The organism is Mesorhizobium sp. LMG 17147, from assembly GCF_024297145.1.
GTDB lineage: Bacteria > Pseudomonadota > Alphaproteobacteria > Rhizobiales > Rhizobiaceae > Mesorhizobium.
This window is the reverse complement of sequence record NZ_JANCTC010000012.1, coordinates 1-14,571: the sequence shown is the minus strand read 5'-3', so window position 1 is coordinate 14,571 and position 14,571 is coordinate 1. Positions and strand designations below refer to the sequence as shown.

Here is a 14,571-nt window from a genome sequence, read left to right as displayed (position 1 = left end):
GAACACAGGGACGGGACGGCAAATTTAGCTGCCGCTATAACCGGTGCTAATTTGTAAATCGACGTGACTTCGCCAGCGAAATAGAGCCAGCTTTAGCTATTCTGGAGGGCAAGGGATCACTTTTTTGGAGGCACTGGTGTCTCAAGTATCGTTTTTTCGATATCATCGATGATGGCGCCAACGTTAAATGCACTTCGGCGAGCCATACGGTAGAAGTCCTCAACTCTGGAATACCGAGGACTGTACTGGTCAGCAGTAATATAATCTATTTGATTGTCCCCCTCATATATTCCGACAGAAAATCCGTTATTGTCATTCTCATGGTCAGACCATTCCCAAACATCTATTCTATACTTTCCGACCCTTGTTGAGAGTGTTAGATCTTTTTTCGTCCATTTTAAACGGCTATCCGCGGTTGCAGCCATAACGATCGGAAGCATTTCTTCAATAGTTTTCATGGTCATCGTCCTTAAATTTGCCGCCGTGCCAACGCACCTTCCCAGCCGGTTACGGTCTTCATGAGCCCGTCAACAGCACGGAAAATTTGGGCTTCCTTGTATTTCGCGTCGCCAATCCTGCCCCAGTTGAGGTGGTTTTCAATCGCCCCAATGGCGCGGTTCAAAGGTTCAATTTCCTCAACTCTTGAAGGGTCCGATTGAGACTGAAGGCGAAGAGACCGTTTGATGGGTGCAAAGAAGGCCAATCCTAGCGTAAAATCGCCTGATCGGACCATGTGCAAAAAGGTGACCAGTTCGGCACTTGCGTATGCAATGTTGGCCGTATCAAGTCGAACTTTCAACTGAGCTACTGCCCGCTCCGCTCGATCAGCAGATCGCCTAGCAGCGACAGACTGCAAAATGGCTATGACGAGACCACCGACAGTAAGTATTGTACCAACCCAAGTGACAATCCCCACAATAGGGTTTGAAAGAAGCCAGCCGGTCACGATTGCTATTGCCCCCAAGATATCGTCCTTTACCACGTGGCCGTGGGGCTTGCGAGAAAATGTTTAAAAACGCCAACTCACTCTGAGATAGAGCATGTGCAACCTCTACAACATCACCACCAGCCAGGAGGCTATCAGCCAGTGGACCCGCGCCCTGCGAGACACCCTCGGCAATCTTGAGCCATTCATCGACATCTACCCCAACCAGCCCGGCCCGGTGGTGCGCAACGCGCCGGACGGGACGCGCGAGTTGGCCACTTGCTGTGAGGCATGCCGACCCGATTGAGTGGGTGAAGGGCAAGGCCGACTACCGCACCACCAACATCCGCAACCCGCAATACGGCCACTGGCAGCATTATCTCGGTGTCGAGAACCGCTGCGTGGTGCCGCTCACCAGCAGGCCGTCTCTTATGTTGCGAATACCATCCTGAGTATAAAGCTTCTCTATGTCTTCAACACCTGTGAAACCCAAGAACATGCCAGTTAAGTTGCACTGCGGATCGCAATCAACTAATAGAACCCTCTGGCGTTTTTCGGCCAGCATCCAACCAAGGTTAAATGCGGTTGTCGTCTTGCTGACACCCCCCTTGTGATTAAATAATGCAATTTGCCTCGCAGCCTGCTTCTTTTTCTTTGCCGAATCTAAAGATCCAAATAAGTCATTTGCGTCGTCCATTTTTTCTCCGATGGCCTTGTGGGCGGAAAACTTTAGGCGATGTGACCTAAAATCATCGCCGGTCGCTCTCGATGTTGGTCGCTCTGCTCGACAAGATGTCTTCGTACCTGAATAATCTATTACCGAGTAGGTAGTAGTGGATATCGATCAAATTTTTTTCCGAGGGTAACGAAGCGCCTCAAAGCCTGCCCAACAGGGGCGCGCGCAGCACCGCTCAGCGCCTCCCCTACTCGCCACTGCCGGCGCGAGCCGCCGGAGTAGGGCTGGTAGGTGTTGTCTTCCGGCCGATAGCAGCGGTAGCGGCTGAAGCAATGTTGCACGTGGTGAGGCGGAAGCTGGGCGGCTCCGGTTTTTCATCCGACAGAACGTTGCCATCCATTGGCCACGTGTCGCTCGCCTTCGACATAGCTGGCGCCATCGTCGGGAGCGGCGCGGTGATGCATTTAGAGAGTAGTCCGCTTGGCCACGTCGCAAGCGAACGCTTCGTCACTGAAAGGTTGATGCCGCTTGCGCGAGGTGCATCAGGTAAGGTTCTGAACAATTTGCCTACCGTGCTAAAATCCGCAGGCGACCGCCATGGGCGTCGCCCGCTTCCGGACTGAGGGTTGGTGGCCGCACCATGTTCTCGTAAACTGTCCGGAGCGGAGATGCGTGGCCGCCGTCTTCGCAGGCTCAGGCAGGCATCCGGCGCGGCTGGCTGGCAAGCGACGGCACGCCCCTCAATGCCTCTTGAAATACTGCACCTCCCGTTCGTGCTTCTCGGCGGCCTCGCGGGTATCGAAGGTGCCGAGATTGCGGCGCTTGCCGGTCTTTTCGTCCTTCTTGCGCGAATAGAGGCGGTATTTTCCGTCTTTGAGTTTTCTGATCATCTGTCTCTCCTTGGCTAGGGACGCTGCTTCCCCTTGAGGTTGCGCGCGGCTTGTTCGATAGCCGCCCGATCGTTTCCCAGCCTGTCGATTAGCTCCTGCGCCTGTTCGCCCGATATGCCGGTGCGCACCGCGAGGGCCTCCACCGTCAAGACGTCGGAGCTCGCGACCTCGCGGGTTTCCGGCAGGGCATCGCCTGCCGTCAGTGGCAGGGCTGCCTCCCTGTCGATCTCGGCCTCGGCCCGGTGCCAGTGCCGCTCGGGATCGCCATGGATCCCGCCTTCGCGTTCCCAGATCTGGTATGCGCGCTCACGAATCTTGTCGTCCCGTTCGTCGCCCATCTTAATTCCTCCTTTGCCTGTCGGATGAACGCCGCGCCGATCCGAACGATCCAAAAAATTTGCGTGATCGTTGGTTAGGCGCTCGAGGGTGGGATCGCACAAGACACCATGCCCTTCGGTCTGCTAGCCCGCCATCCGGCGCGCCACGCTATTCGCACTGCCTCCGCGGCCCCCCAGAATACGGCTGATAGCTATTGTCTTCCGGTCGATATGACCGATAGCGGCCGAAGCAGTATTGCACGTGATCGGATGAGAATCCGGCGTCGCCGGTTTCGTCCGGCCGCGGGTAGCCCTCTATTGGCGATGTATCGCTCGCCTCGACGTAGCTGCCGTCATTGGTGATGTCGAGATAGGGCGAGATGCAGGGGCGCTGTTGCCCGCTGTAGGAGGTGTAACGGTTGTCGTTCGGCCTGTAGGAGCGGTAGCGGCTTGCGCACCATTCGACATGGGCGACGGGTAGCGTCTGCCGCTCTTTCACCGCCGGTTTGATAGAGCCGGTGGCGGTGGTGTCGGGTGTCGAAGCTGCGGCGGTATCGGCGGGTCTCGCGGTGCGATCAACTTCCGAGGTGCGAACGGGAACCGGGCGCGCCGGGAGGCGCTCGAGGCGCTGCGAGGCCGAGTTTACCGGGCGCGGATCCTTGGCCCACAGTTCGGCGACGCTGGAGACCGGGGCTGCCGGCCGCACCGGCTTGGCTATCAGAAGCCAGGTGGCGAAGGCCAGGCCGCTGGCGAATACGGCGAGCGTCAGGACGAAGCCGCCAAAGATTGCGAACAAAGCTTTCATGCCGCGCTCCTTTGCCTCCCGGTTAAGGAAATGCCGGGGCGGGGAATCCGGTTCCAGGAAGGAGCGCGGGGCAGGGCACTCGAAGGAAGGCCTTCTCCGTCTTGGCTTCGCCGAGACACCTCTCCCCGCTTCGCGGGGCGAGGAATCCAAGCCCTCTTAGGCGGCTTTCAGTGCAGCCCGAATTCGCGCAGCAGTTCTTCGCGGTAGCGTACGAAGCGGCTTTCGCTGCGCTCGCGCGGGCGGGGCAGGTCGATGTCGATCAGCCGCGCCGCGCCGCCTTTCTCCTTGGGCAGGATCAGCACCCTGTCGGCGAGGTAGATCGCTTCCTCGAGGTCGTGCGTCACCATCACCATGGTGACGTTCTCCTCGCTCCAGATGCGCGCCAGTTCCTCCTGCATGCCGATCTTGGTCATGGCGTCGAGCGCGCCCAGCGGCTCGTCAAGCAGCAGGATCTCGGGCTGCACGGTCAGCGCGCGGGCAATGCCGACGCGTTGCGCCATGCCGCCCGACAGCTGCCTTGGAAAGGCATCGCCGAATTCGGCGAGGCCGACGAGCGCGATATAGAAGCGCGCCCGTTCCTCGGCCTCGGCCTTCGGCACGCCGCGCACTTCGAGGCCGAAGGCGACGTTGCCGAGCACCGTCAGCCAGGGCAGCAGGCGCGGCTCCTGGAAAATCACCGCGCGCTCGGCGCCGACGCCGTGCACCGGCTTGCCGTCGATGGCGACGCCGCCGCTGTCGGCCGCCTCCAGCCCGGCCAGGATGCGCAGCAGCGTGGTCTTGCCCGATCCGCTGGCGCCGACGATGACCAGGCATTCACCCGAGCGGATGTCGAGATTGAGGGTCCTCAGCACGGCAAGCGAACGCCCGCCGATGCTGAACGATTTGGACAGGTCGCGTATGCTGACCTCACCGCCGCTTGTGCCGCTCATCGCGCTCGTCTCCAGCTGATTGTCTTGCCGGTTGGCCTTGTCAGTTGGTCTTGGTTTCGCCGGGCCGGTAGAGGATGTCCGCTGCCTTCAGCTTACCCTTTGGCAGGCGGCCGTCGCGTTCGAGCACGCTGACCCAGAAGTCGATGTCGCGGTCCGTCGCCTTGGCCCCCTGGCGCAGCCCGAAGCCGGTCCAGTAGCGCGCCAGCTCGCCGTTTTCGCCGCGCTTGTCGAGGATATTTGCCAGCACCTTGCGCGCTTCGTCGGGGTTCTGCAGGGACCAGTCGGAGGCGCGCGCCGATTGCTCGACGAAGTTGCGGGCGGCGTCCGGATGGGCGGCGATGAAGTCGCGCCTGAGCACGACGAAGCCGCCGGCCAGCTCGCCCAGCACGTCGGTGTCGTTGAACACGCCGCGCACGCCGCCATTGTCGACCAGCGCCCCGGCAAACGTCGCCTGCCAGTAGCCGAGCGCCGCGATGTCGACCTGGCGGGAGCGCAAGGTCTGCTCGAGCTGCGGTCCGGGTACGACAACGAGATTGGCGGCGTCCGGAGACAGGCCGACGCTGTGCAGCGCCTCGCGCACGGTGTAGTCGAGATGGGCGCCGAGCGTGTTGACGGCGATGGTCTTGCCGGCAATGTCGGCGATCGATTTGATCGGGCTGTCGTCCAGCACGTAGAAGACGCTGCGCACCTTGCTGTTGATGCCGTTGCTCGGATAGACGGCGACGAAGTCGTTGCCGCCGGAGATCGAATTGATCACGGCGGCGGTTGCGGCCGAGCCAATATCGACGCTGCCGGAGGCGAGCGCAAACAACGATTCCGGGCCGCCGCCGGAATAGCCGACATTCTCGATCTCGATACCGAGGCCTTTGAAATAGCCGAGCTCGCCGGCCAGCTCATGCGGAGAGATGCTGCCGCGGCTGGCGAGGGAGCGGAACTTGACGGGTGCGGCTTCGGCAAAGGCGAAGCGCGGCAGGCCGGCGGCGAGAAGGCCGGCGGCGAACGGCGCGCCGGCAAGCAGGGAACGGCGGGAGATTTTCATGGTCCGGGTCTTTCCTGATTTGAGTTCTGGCCTGGTTGAGATTGATAAAGGCGGTGGTCAGTCGACGGCATTGCTCCAGCGGCAGAGCCGCCGCTGCAGGCTCACCAGTGCCTGGTTGGCGATCAGGCCGAGGCCGGCGAGGATGACGATTGCCGCAAACATCAGCGGTATCTGGAAGTTGTACTGCGCGTTCATCACCTGGAAGCCGATGCCCTTGTTGGCGCCGATCATTTCGGACGCGATCAACAACAGCAGCGCCGTGGTGGCGCTGAGCCTCAGCCCAACGAAGATCGACGGTACGGCGCCGGGCAGCACGACACGGCGGAAGACGGTGAGCTGCCTGGCGCCATAGACGCGCGCCATCTCCAGCAGTTTCGGATCGACTTGCTTGACGCCGCCGATGGTGTTGAGCAGCAGCGGAAACAGCGTCGCCCAGAAGATGACGAATACCTTGGACGCCTCGCCGAGCCCAAGCAGCAGGATGAACACCGGATAGAGCGCCAGCGCCGAGGTCTGGCGGAAGACCTGCAGGATGGGATCGAGCGCGGTTTCGACCGCGCGCACCTGGCCCATGAACAGGCCAAGCGGGATGGCGACCAGCACGGCGGCCGCGAAGGCGAGACCGGCGCGCTGCAGGCTGATGGCGATGTCGCCGAGTAGAGTGCCGCCGGCCAGCCCCTTCCAAAGTGCCGCGACAATCATGTCGATCGGCGGCAGCACGGCCGTGTTGACCCAGCCGGCGCTGCTCGACACTTGCCACATTGCGAGGAAAGCGATGAGGACGCCGTAGCGCGACAGGAAGCGAATTCCCGCCCGGCCGCCGAGGCGCAGGAAATCCGAGCCGAGGCTTGTCGTGCTGTCACGCGTGCCGAGGCTGGCGGCCTGTTCGATGTGCTGCAAGGTCATCGTCGTGCCTCTCGCTTGGAAAGTATTGGGCTTCTCAGGATTATTCGGCGGCCAGCACGGCCGAGCGGGCGGCGGTCCACGGGTTTTCCGGCCGCCTGAGGCCGAGGTTCTCGCGCAGGGTCCTGCCTTCATAGGCGGTGCGGAACAGGCCGCGGCGCTGCAGTTCGGGGATCACCAGCTCGACGAAGTCGTCGAGCCCGCCGGGCAGCCAGGGCGGCAGGATGTTGAAGCCGTCGGCGGCTTCGTTGCCGAACCATTCCTCTAGCTGATCGGCGACCTGCGTGGCGCTGCCGATGACGGTGTAATGGCCGCGGGCCGTCGCCACCCATTGATAGAGCTGGCGGATGGTGAAGTTGTGCTCGTCGGCAATCTGGCGGATCAGCGCCTGGCGGCTCTTCATGCCTTCAGTTTCCTTGCTCGGCGGCAGCGGGCCGTCGAGCGGATAGCCCCTGATGTCGAGCGTCTGGCCGGCCAGCCCGTTGAGCAGGGCGACGCCGTCTTCGGGCAGGATGAGATCGTTCAGCTGCTGGTATTTGGCGCGCGCTTCTTCTTCGGTGCGGCCGACGAAGGGCGCTACACCCGGCATGATCAGCACCTGCTCGGGATCGCGGCCGACGGCGGTCACGCGGGCCTTGATATCGCGATAGAATTCCTGCGCCGACGCCAGGTTCTGATGAGCGGTGAAGATGACTTCCGCCGAGGCGGCGGCGAGCTTGCGGCCGTCTTCGGATTGTCCCGCCTGCACCACGACCGGGTGCCCCTGCACCGGGCGCGGCACATTGAGGGGACCCTTGACGCTGAAATGCGCGCCCTTGTGGCCGATGTCGTGGAGCTTGTCCTTGTCGTAGAAGCGCCCCGATTTCTTGTCCCGGATGAAGGCGTCGTCCTCCCAGCTGTCCCACAGCGCCTTGACCGTCTCGACGTGCTCATGCGCGCGGGCATAGCGCTCGGCGTGGGCAGGCTGCGTATCGCGATTGAAGTTGCGCGCGGTTTCGTCGCCGGCCGAGGTCACGACATTCCAGCCGGCGCGGCCATTCGACAGATGATCGAGCGAGGCAAATTTGCGGGCGAGCGTGTAGGGCTCTTCGTAGGTGGTCGAGGCGGTGGCGATGAAGCCGAGATGCGTGGTGAGCGGCGCCAGCGCTGCAAACAGCGTGACCGGCTCGAAGCCGGCGATCTTGGCGTTGCCGCCTTCGCGGGCGCCGAGGCCGACCGTCAGATTGTCGGCGAGGAAATAGGCGTCGAACAGGCCGCGCTCGGCGGTCAGGGCAAGCTGCTTGTGGAACTCGAAATTGGTGGCGCCGTCGGCCGGTGCGTCGGGATGGCGCCAGGCGGCGATATGCTGTCCGCCGCCGGGAAGGAAAGCGCCAAGTTTGATTTGCCTGGATTTGGTGGATCTGGTCATCGCGGCGTGCTCCTGGGTGGATCGGGGAGTGGATCTCGGGTCAGTGGTGCGTTCAGGCGGCAAGGCCGACGCCGTAGGGCACCCCGGTCACCCAGCATGCCTCGGCGACCGCTTGCCGGGCGCGGGCGTGGATGGCTTCCGACACCAGCACGCCATTGGCAAAATCCTTGTCGGAGGCGTAGATCGCGGTCGGCACGGTCAGCGCCTCGAAGAAGCCGAACAATGGCCGCAGCTGGTGCTCAACGATCAGCGAATGGCGCTCGCCGCCGCCGGTCGCGGCAAGGATGACCGGCTTGCCCCTCAGCGATGACGGGTCGAGCAGGTCGAAGAAGTGCTTGAAAAGCCCGGTATAGCTGCCTTTGAAGGTCGGCGAGCCGGCCACCAGGATGTCGGCGCCCAGCAGCCGTTCGACGATGTTGCGCGCCGCCGGGTCGAGGTCGCCGAGGCGCCTTGCCTGCGGCAGGGACGCGCCGAGATCCTCGATGTCGAAGACGGCGGAGGCCGCACTGATGCTTTCGGCGGCCTGCCCGACAATGTGGCTGATGAACGCCTTGGTCTTCGATGGCCGGGTCAAATTGCCCGACAGCCCCACCACGAGCTTTTTCGACATTCCTGGCTCCTTGTCAAAATGATCTATGCTAAGTCTAGCGAGTTTGTAGAATTAAAAGAGCGAGAAAATTTCAAAGGTTGCGTATTGAGCGAACGGAGTTTGCGGAACACCGCCCCTAGTTGGTTCATTCAATGCGGTGTACTGCGCCGGCGCAGCGCATCGACCAGCGACGCAAAGGCCAGCCAGGACCTTGTCCTCGGGCTGCGGTGAATCAAGCCAATTTGATTCAAATCCGGCTGTGGATATTTGCTTTTGGGTAAATCGCGGCGGTCATCCTGCCGGCCGGCGGGCAACAGGGAGAAGCCGATGACAAGCGACTTTGCCGCCGCACACCTCCATCTTGAACGAGCCAGCCATTATTTGAGCGGCGAGGACGAGACGAGCCGCACGGCTCGTGCGGCTGTGGATCATCTGATCGATGCAATTGTCGCAGTGCAATACAAACGGCCGATGGGCGACGTAGTGGAATTTCCAGGACCGGCAAAGCTGGGACAATCCGCAAGCGGGACGGGTTAACTCAACCGGCGGCGTCCTTTTGTCCTGCCTGATCACATGAACCAGGTTGCCACCAGGCCGATCGTCGCCGAGAAGATGGCGGCGGTCGTTGCCCAACCGAGTATGTTGGTGCTGCGGCTGTTCACCTGGTTGCCCATGATCCTGCGGCTGTTCGTCATCAGCATGATGAGCAGCAGCAAGGGCGGCGTCGAGAAGCCCTGAACTATGCCGGACCAGACCAGCGCCTTCATCGGATTGAAGCCGAGGAAGTTGAGGCCGGCGGCGATCACCGTAAAAAATCCGATGGCGAGATAAAATTTGGGCGCCTCTCGAGCCCGGGCGTGCAGGCTGTTTTTCCAGCCGATGGCTTGTGCCACGTCATAGGCAGCGCCGGTAGTCATGACAGGAACCGCTAGGAAACCGACGCCGATCACGCCTGCGGCGAACAGGACGCTTGCGGCCTGGCCGGCTAGCGGGCGCAGCGCCTCCGCCGCTTGCGCAGCCGTGTCGATATCGTGGTGGCCCGTCTTGTAGAGCGTAGCACCCGTCGACAGGATGATGAAATACATGATGAGATTTGAAAACATCATGCCGATGAGGATGTCCCGGCGAGAGCGACGGAGTTCGCTGTCGGTAGCGCCCTTCCTTTGCCCGAGCGTCGTTCGCCCCTGGGCAATCTCCTCCTCGACCTCCTCATTGGACTGCCACGTGTAGAGATAGGCGGACAGCGTCGTCCCGATGATGGCGACCAGGATCGACAGGAACTCACGGTTGAATTCGATCCGCGGAAGCAGCGTTCCGCGCAGCACGGCCGCGGCGTCCGGCTTGGCCAGAAGGGCGGCACCGACATAGGCGAGCAGCGCCAACGCCAGCCACCGAAAGATGTTGCGGATCAAAGTATAGGAGCCGAAGACCTGGAGGGCGAAGATGATGGCGGCGACGAACAGCACGGTCAGCGGGATGGGAAGTGGCACGAACATGTTGATCGCGGCCGCCATTCCACCAAGATCCGCCGCTGCCTCGATGGTGTTGCCGACGAGCACACCCAACAGCACCGACCAGAGCAGCCACCTCGGATAGAAGTCCTTGATGACGTGGAACAATCCGCGCCCGGATACCTGGCCAAGCTTCGACGACAGGTAGACGACCACATACATCATCGGCAACGTCACCGGAGCCGTCCAGAGCAGGTCGGGTCCGAAGCGGGCGCCGGCGCTGGCATAGGTGCCTATCGCCGAACAATCGTCGTCGGCTGCCCCGGTTATCAGGCCGAGGCCGAGCGCTCGGCCTATGCCGCCTTTGCCCTCCTTGGGTGGGTGGGAATGGTCAGAACCGGCCTGCCTCATTGCGACCGGACCGGGTTGCGAACGAAAGACGCGGCCTGGCATGCAACAATGGTAAGGATCAGTCGGGGCGCTGGTCTCATTTTGCTTCCTTCAACAACTTGCCCAAACCCGGCGTGCCATGACTTGTTCCGCGACGCGGGGGCAGGGTTTTGCCTCAGGCAAAAAAGTTCGGGTTGACCGCTTCCGAGCGCGAAGCGACTATCCGTTCGAGGCGAAGATCGCAGGAGGAACGCAATGGACGAGCCCGGTCAGTGGCGCCACATGTCGAGCGCGCCAAGGGACGGCAGCAGAATCCTTGTCACGGTTCGGCCGTCCGAACAGGGTCCGGCCGAGGTCGACATGGCTTACTGGGCCCGCGCCGATCAGTTCGGCAGCGAAGGCTGGCGCGCTTCCGATTCGTCGCCAGGACGCATCGTCGAATATGCCGAACCCGAACTGAAGTGCTGGATGCCGCTGCCGTCGGCCAATCTGAGCAAGGGATCGATGCCTAGCCCCTGGGAAGGGGAAGATGTGCCGTTGGTGGATGGCTCGGGGATATGAGGCTAGCGGGAAGGGTAGTTTTGATCGCTGGCGGGACAGCACCCCCTCTGGCCTGCCGGCCATCTCCCCCTCAAGGGGCCCTCAAGGGGGAGATCGGCAGCTTCACTGTCGGCCCTCAGAACAGGAATGCAGCGGTAGCGGGGTTCGGGCCGGTGCGGCCGTCGGGCGAATCCATGCCCCGAATTAGCTCGAGGTCCTTCGCTTCCAGCTCGAAATCGAAGACATCGAAATTGGCGGCGATGCGGTCCTGGTGGATCGACTTTGGAATGACGATCAAGCATTCCTGAAGATGGAACCGGACGATCGTCTGCGTCACCGACTTGCCGTGTTTCCTGGCGATGCTTTCAAGCGTCGGATCGCTCAACAGCCGGCCGCTGCCCAGCGGGCTCCAGCTCTCGATGCGGATGTTGTGCCTGTCGTGGAATTCACGTTTGTCACGCTGCTGGAAGCGGGGGTGGAGCTCGATCTGGTTGACGGTCGGCGTGACGCCGGTCTCGCCGATGATCCGTTCGAGATGGTCCTGGTTGAAGTTCGAAACGCCGATCGACTTGATGCGGCCTGATTGCCTGAGTTCGATCAGCGTCTTCCAGGCCTCGACATATCTGTCCTGGCTGGGTACCGGCCAATGGATCAGGAACAGGTCGATCTGTTCGATGCCGAGCTTGCTCATCGTCCCGTCGAAGGCGCGCAAGGCGGCGTCGCGCTGATGCGCGCCGTTGCGCAGTTTCGAGGTGATGAACAACTCGCTTCTCGGCACGCCGGCCGAGCGGATTGCCTGCCCGACACCTTCCTCGTTCTGATAGCCTTCGGCGGTGTCGATCAGCCTGTAGCCGGCCTCGATTCCCCAGCGCACCACCTTGGCGGTGATGGCTGGATCGACCTGCCACACGCCGAGGCCGATTTGCGGAATGGCGGAGCCGTCGTTCAATCTGATTTGTTCAGGTCTATCCAGGGTAATCTGTTCAGCCATGTTCAGGTCCTTCTGCATCATTCCGCCCGGCGCACGCTCTATCTAGTCTGGATGGCCGCCAAAGCCAGTCGATATCATGAGAATGTGAGGAGACGGACGTGAAGCGCTGATCTTCCGCTTCGGGCCGACAGCTCTCTGTGACCCACGGAGTCCAGGGAACTCCATTCAGGACGATCCCGCTGTCGCGGATTCTGTGGTATTCTGTGGACTATCCGAGGAGGCGACTACGTTGACCAACAGCTTGGAAGGCGAAGGAGCAAGAGACTGGTCGCCCCTGCTGGTCGCGGCAGAACAAGGCGATGCGGATGCGGTTCGATCGGAATTGGCGGCTGGCGCCGACATCAATCAGTCGGACGACGGCGGCTGGTCTGCACTTCACCTTTCAGCCCTCAATGACCGCACAGCGGTGGTCGAGGTGCTGATCGAAGACCCGGAAATCGATGTGAATGCCAGAAACAAGTGGAAGAGCACGCCCTTGAGCCTTGCGTCGGCCAAGGGACATTACGCGTGTATCTCAGGCCTCGTGAGACACCCCCAAATAGAGATCAACGCGCGAGCTGACTACTACGGTAGAACGGCTCTTATCGAGGCGGCGAAGAACGGGCATTTCGAAGTCGTCAAGTTGCTCGTGGAGAATGGCGCGGAAGTAAATCTGACCGACAAGACGGGGAGAAACAACGCGCTCATCGAGGCTATCAAAGGGCGGCACTACGAGATCGCGGAATACCTGCTGGATTCTGGGAAAGTGAGCTTTATCAACAAAGAAATAAGGCTAAACGCCCTGATCTGGGCTGGCAGCTGCCACAACCCTCAGCTTATCGAAAAGCTGGAAGCCGCGATCCACAGTTTCCTCAACGGCAAATAAGGGCCTCGCCCTTACTGTCGCGGGCCGTCCGTATCTCCCGTCACGTCGATGCGCTCGATGGCGCAAACGGCCCTGCGGCGCTTCACATAATTTATTCAACCAAACGGTTGACTATCTCAAAGCGTGCGTCTATATTCAACTACATGGTTGAATTACAAACACCTCAGATGGATGCGGTCTTTCACGCCCTTGGCGACGCCACGCGCCGGCACATGCTTCGCGATCTCGCCGATGGCGAGAAAACGGTAAGCCAGCTGGCGGAGCCCTTCGCGATGTCGCTCGCGGCCGCCTCCAAGCACATCAAGACGCTGGAGAACGCAGGGCTTATTCGTCGAGAGGTGAGGGGCCGCACGCATCTGTGCCGACTAGCCCCCGGACCGCTGGCCAGCGCCCATCAGTGGCTCAGCTTCTACGAGCGCTTCTGGACAGGTCGTCTCGACGTCCTCGAACGCCTTCTTCGCGAAGAGGACGCACGCAAAGCCCAGGATGAGCCCAGGAAATCGCCCAATCCGAAAGAAGGAGACGAGCAATGAACCAGATGAGAAGCATCGACGCCTATGGCGCGCTAAGCGAGCCCGCCACGTTCACTATCCAGCGCCTTTTGCCCGGACCCATCGAGCGCGTCTGGGCTTATCTCACCGAGAGTGACCTGCGCCGGCAGTGGATGGCAGCGGGGCAGATGGAAATGAAGGCGGGCAGTTCGTTCGAATTGGTCTGGCGTAACGACGAGCTGACGGACCCGCCTGGCCAGCGCCCCGCGGGCTTTCCCGAAGAGCATCGGATGGAGGGCCGGATCACCGACCTCGATCCGCCGCGCAAGCTTTCCATCACCTGGGGAAATACCGGCGGCGTCTCCTTCTTGCTGGAGGCGAAGGGTAGCGATGTGCTGCTCACCGTCGTCCATCGCCGCCTGCCGGAACGTGCAATCCAGCTCAACATCACGGCCGGCTGGCACATACACCTCGACCTGCTGGCCGCCCGCCTGGCTGGCAAGACGCCGACCTCGTTCTGGGACGGCTGGAGCCGCCTGCGGGAAGAATACGATCGCCGCCTGCCGGCCTGATGTAACTCGCGGCGTCCATCCCTGAGGTCGCCGCCAGCAACACCAAGCAACGATGAAACGTGCTTGCATCCCGCAAGCCTGATGGAGGAAGTCATGCGCAAATTGATCGCTGGAATGAAAATCTCCGTCGACGGCAAGATGGAGGGGCCCGAGGGTTACGCCGATTGGGTCGACGCGTGGTCGGACGAATATGGCCTGACGCCGCAAATCGACGCCTGCCTGCTTGGCAGCGTCATGTATGCCGGCTACGAGCGCTACTGGAGCGCCATCCAGAACGAGCCCGACAAGCCCCTGCCGATGACCGGCAAATTGCCGAAGCCGGCCGAGCTCGAATGGGCCCGCTTCGCCGCGCAGACCCCGCATTATGTGCTGTCGAACACAATGACTTCGGCCGCCTGGCCAAAGACGCGCTTCGTGCGGAATTTCGAGGATATCGCTGCGCTGAAACAGAAGCCCGGCAAAGACATCTATCTTATGGGCGGCGCCCAAATTACCGCGAGCCTTATCGATGCCGGGCTGGTCGATGAGCTCAGGCTGATCGTCTATCCGCTGCTCGCCGGTGAAGGAAAGGCGCTGTTTGGGACGGCGAAAAATCGTCGTGGGCTCGAACTGCGCAAACTGGAGCAGCTTTCGGACGGCCGCGTCAGGCTGGTCTACGGGATCGGCTAGAGCGGTTCCTGATTTGACGGAATCGAAGGGGATTCCCGATCAGTCGGTTCTGTGATTCAAGATGCTGGCTGGAGTGGAGGCCAGTATCGGATGACGCGACCGCTTTCGGATGATCTTCGCG

20 protein-coding genes and 1 pseudogene are annotated in these 14,571 nt (G+C 61.5%); 7 read left to right on the top strand and 14 right to left on the bottom strand.

The features are described from left to right. Positions 1 to 116 precede the first annotated feature (116 nt). Both NMG46_RS20600 and NMG46_RS20595 read right to left on the bottom strand, forming a co-directional pair. On the bottom strand, positions 117 to 458 hold the full coding sequence (locus tag NMG46_RS20600) for a hypothetical protein (RefSeq protein ID WP_254819418.1): 342 nt from the start codon (positions 456 to 458) through the stop codon (positions 117 to 119). Positions 459 to 469: 11 nt separating this feature from the next. Beyond that, the gene (locus NMG46_RS20595; protein WP_254819417.1) at positions 470 to 964 is read right to left on the bottom strand and encodes a hypothetical protein; all 495 of its coding nucleotides are present in this window, start codon (positions 962 to 964) and stop codon (positions 470 to 472) included. A 76-nt stretch (positions 965 to 1,040) separates the two neighbouring features. On the opposite strand from NMG46_RS20595, the gene NMG46_RS20590 reads away from it, so the two are divergent. Beyond that, positions 1,041 to 1,232 carry a hypothetical protein gene (locus NMG46_RS20590; RefSeq protein ID WP_254819416.1) on the top strand — a complete coding sequence of 64 codons (192 nt, stop codon included), beginning with the start codon at positions 1,041 to 1,043 and terminating at the stop codon, positions 1,230 to 1,232. 69 nt (positions 1,233 to 1,301) lie between these two features. On the opposite strand, the gene NMG46_RS20585 is transcribed toward NMG46_RS20590, so the two are convergent. The 10 genes and pseudogenes from NMG46_RS20585 to msuE all read right to left on the bottom strand — a co-directional run bounded on the left by NMG46_RS20585 (position 1,302) and on the right by msuE (position 8,502). Further along, positions 1,302 to 1,622 (bottom strand): ParA family protein, encoded by a 321-nt coding sequence (locus tag NMG46_RS20585; protein WP_368389309.1) that lies wholly within the window; start codon positions 1,620 to 1,622, stop codon positions 1,302 to 1,304. A 230-nt stretch (positions 1,623 to 1,852) separates the two neighbouring features. Next, positions 1,853 to 1,945, bottom strand: a pseudogene (locus NMG46_RS20580) (BA14K family protein); the annotation flags it as partial. Between the two features lie 396 nt (positions 1,946 to 2,341). Continuing rightward, positions 2,342 to 2,491 carry a hypothetical protein gene (locus NMG46_RS20575; protein WP_023677295.1) on the bottom strand — a complete coding sequence of 50 codons (150 nt, stop codon included), beginning with the start codon at positions 2,489 to 2,491 and terminating at the stop codon, positions 2,342 to 2,344. A gap of 14 nt (positions 2,492 to 2,505) precedes the next feature. Further along, positions 2,506 to 2,829: a DUF2934 domain-containing protein gene (locus tag NMG46_RS20570; RefSeq protein WP_254819415.1), complete on the bottom strand. Its 324-nt coding sequence runs from the start codon at positions 2,827 to 2,829 to the stop codon at positions 2,506 to 2,508. Positions 2,830 to 2,977: 148 nt separating this feature from the next. Beyond that, positions 2,978 to 3,613, bottom strand: coding sequence for a BA14K family protein (locus NMG46_RS20565; protein ID WP_254819414.1), 636 nt, complete (start codon positions 3,611 to 3,613; stop codon positions 2,978 to 2,980). A 167-nt stretch (positions 3,614 to 3,780) separates the two neighbouring features. After that, positions 3,781 to 4,542: an ABC transporter ATP-binding protein gene (locus tag NMG46_RS20560; protein WP_254819413.1), complete on the bottom strand. Its 762-nt coding sequence runs from the start codon at positions 4,540 to 4,542 to the stop codon at positions 3,781 to 3,783. Between the two features lie 40 nt (positions 4,543 to 4,582). After that, positions 4,583 to 5,581, bottom strand: coding sequence for an ABC transporter substrate-binding protein (locus NMG46_RS20555; RefSeq protein ID WP_254819412.1), 999 nt, complete (start codon positions 5,579 to 5,581; stop codon positions 4,583 to 4,585). Between the two features lie 57 nt (positions 5,582 to 5,638). Further along, complete coding sequence (locus tag NMG46_RS20550) at positions 5,639 to 6,487, bottom strand: ABC transporter permease (protein ID WP_254819411.1); 849 nt, start codon at positions 6,485 to 6,487, stop codon at positions 5,639 to 5,641. Between the two features lie 40 nt (positions 6,488 to 6,527). Next, positions 6,528 to 7,892 (bottom strand): LLM class flavin-dependent oxidoreductase, encoded by a 1,365-nt coding sequence (locus NMG46_RS20545; RefSeq protein WP_254819410.1) that lies wholly within the window; start codon positions 7,890 to 7,892, stop codon positions 6,528 to 6,530. 52 nt (positions 7,893 to 7,944) lie between these two features. Next, the gene (gene msuE / locus NMG46_RS20540) at positions 7,945 to 8,502 is read right to left on the bottom strand and encodes an FMN reductase (protein WP_254819409.1); all 558 of its coding nucleotides are present in this window, start codon (positions 8,500 to 8,502) and stop codon (positions 7,945 to 7,947) included. A gap of 306 nt (positions 8,503 to 8,808) precedes the next feature. Between msuE and NMG46_RS20535 the strand changes: the two genes are divergently transcribed. Continuing rightward, on the top strand, positions 8,809 to 9,018 hold the full coding sequence (locus NMG46_RS20535; protein ID WP_254819408.1) for a hypothetical protein: 210 nt from the start codon (positions 8,809 to 8,811) through the stop codon (positions 9,016 to 9,018). A gap of 32 nt (positions 9,019 to 9,050) precedes the next feature. Here NMG46_RS20535 and NMG46_RS20530 read toward each other — a convergent pair whose 3' ends face one another. Next, positions 9,051 to 10,343, bottom strand: a complete 1,293-nt coding sequence (locus NMG46_RS20530) for an Nramp family divalent metal transporter (RefSeq protein ID WP_254819407.1) — start codon at positions 10,341 to 10,343, stop codon at positions 9,051 to 9,053. 234 nt (positions 10,344 to 10,577) lie between these two features. Here NMG46_RS20530 and NMG46_RS20525 point away from each other — a divergent pair, with 234 nt between their 5' ends. After that, complete coding sequence (locus tag NMG46_RS20525) at positions 10,578 to 10,883, top strand: hypothetical protein (RefSeq protein WP_023677305.1); 306 nt, start codon at positions 10,578 to 10,580, stop codon at positions 10,881 to 10,883. Positions 10,884 to 10,998: 115 nt separating this feature from the next. Here NMG46_RS20525 and NMG46_RS20520 read toward each other — a convergent pair whose 3' ends face one another. Beyond that, positions 10,999 to 11,853: an aldo/keto reductase gene (locus NMG46_RS20520; RefSeq protein ID WP_254819406.1), complete on the bottom strand. Its 855-nt coding sequence runs from the start codon at positions 11,851 to 11,853 to the stop codon at positions 10,999 to 11,001. A 229-nt stretch (positions 11,854 to 12,082) separates the two neighbouring features. Here NMG46_RS20520 and NMG46_RS20515 point away from each other — a divergent pair, with 229 nt between their 5' ends. The 4 genes from NMG46_RS20515 (at position 12,083) to NMG46_RS20500 (ending at position 14,450) form a co-directional block, all read left to right on the top strand. Next, entirely contained in the window at positions 12,083 to 12,718 is a 636-nt protein-coding gene (locus NMG46_RS20515) for an ankyrin repeat domain-containing protein (RefSeq protein WP_254819405.1), read from the top strand. A gap of 143 nt (positions 12,719 to 12,861) precedes the next feature. Then, a complete protein-coding gene (locus NMG46_RS20510; protein WP_254819404.1) occupies positions 12,862 to 13,251 on the top strand; it encodes a helix-turn-helix transcriptional regulator in 390 nt (129 codons plus the stop codon). Further along, complete coding sequence (locus NMG46_RS20505; protein WP_254819403.1) at positions 13,248 to 13,781, top strand: SRPBCC family protein; 534 nt, start codon at positions 13,248 to 13,250, stop codon at positions 13,779 to 13,781. The genes NMG46_RS20510 and NMG46_RS20505 overlap by 4 nt, the downstream gene beginning before the upstream one ends. 93 nt (positions 13,782 to 13,874) lie before the next feature. Next, the gene (locus tag NMG46_RS20500; protein WP_254819402.1) at positions 13,875 to 14,450 is read left to right on the top strand and encodes a dihydrofolate reductase family protein; all 576 of its coding nucleotides are present in this window, start codon (positions 13,875 to 13,877) and stop codon (positions 14,448 to 14,450) included. Positions 14,451 to 14,571 lie beyond the last annotated feature (121 nt).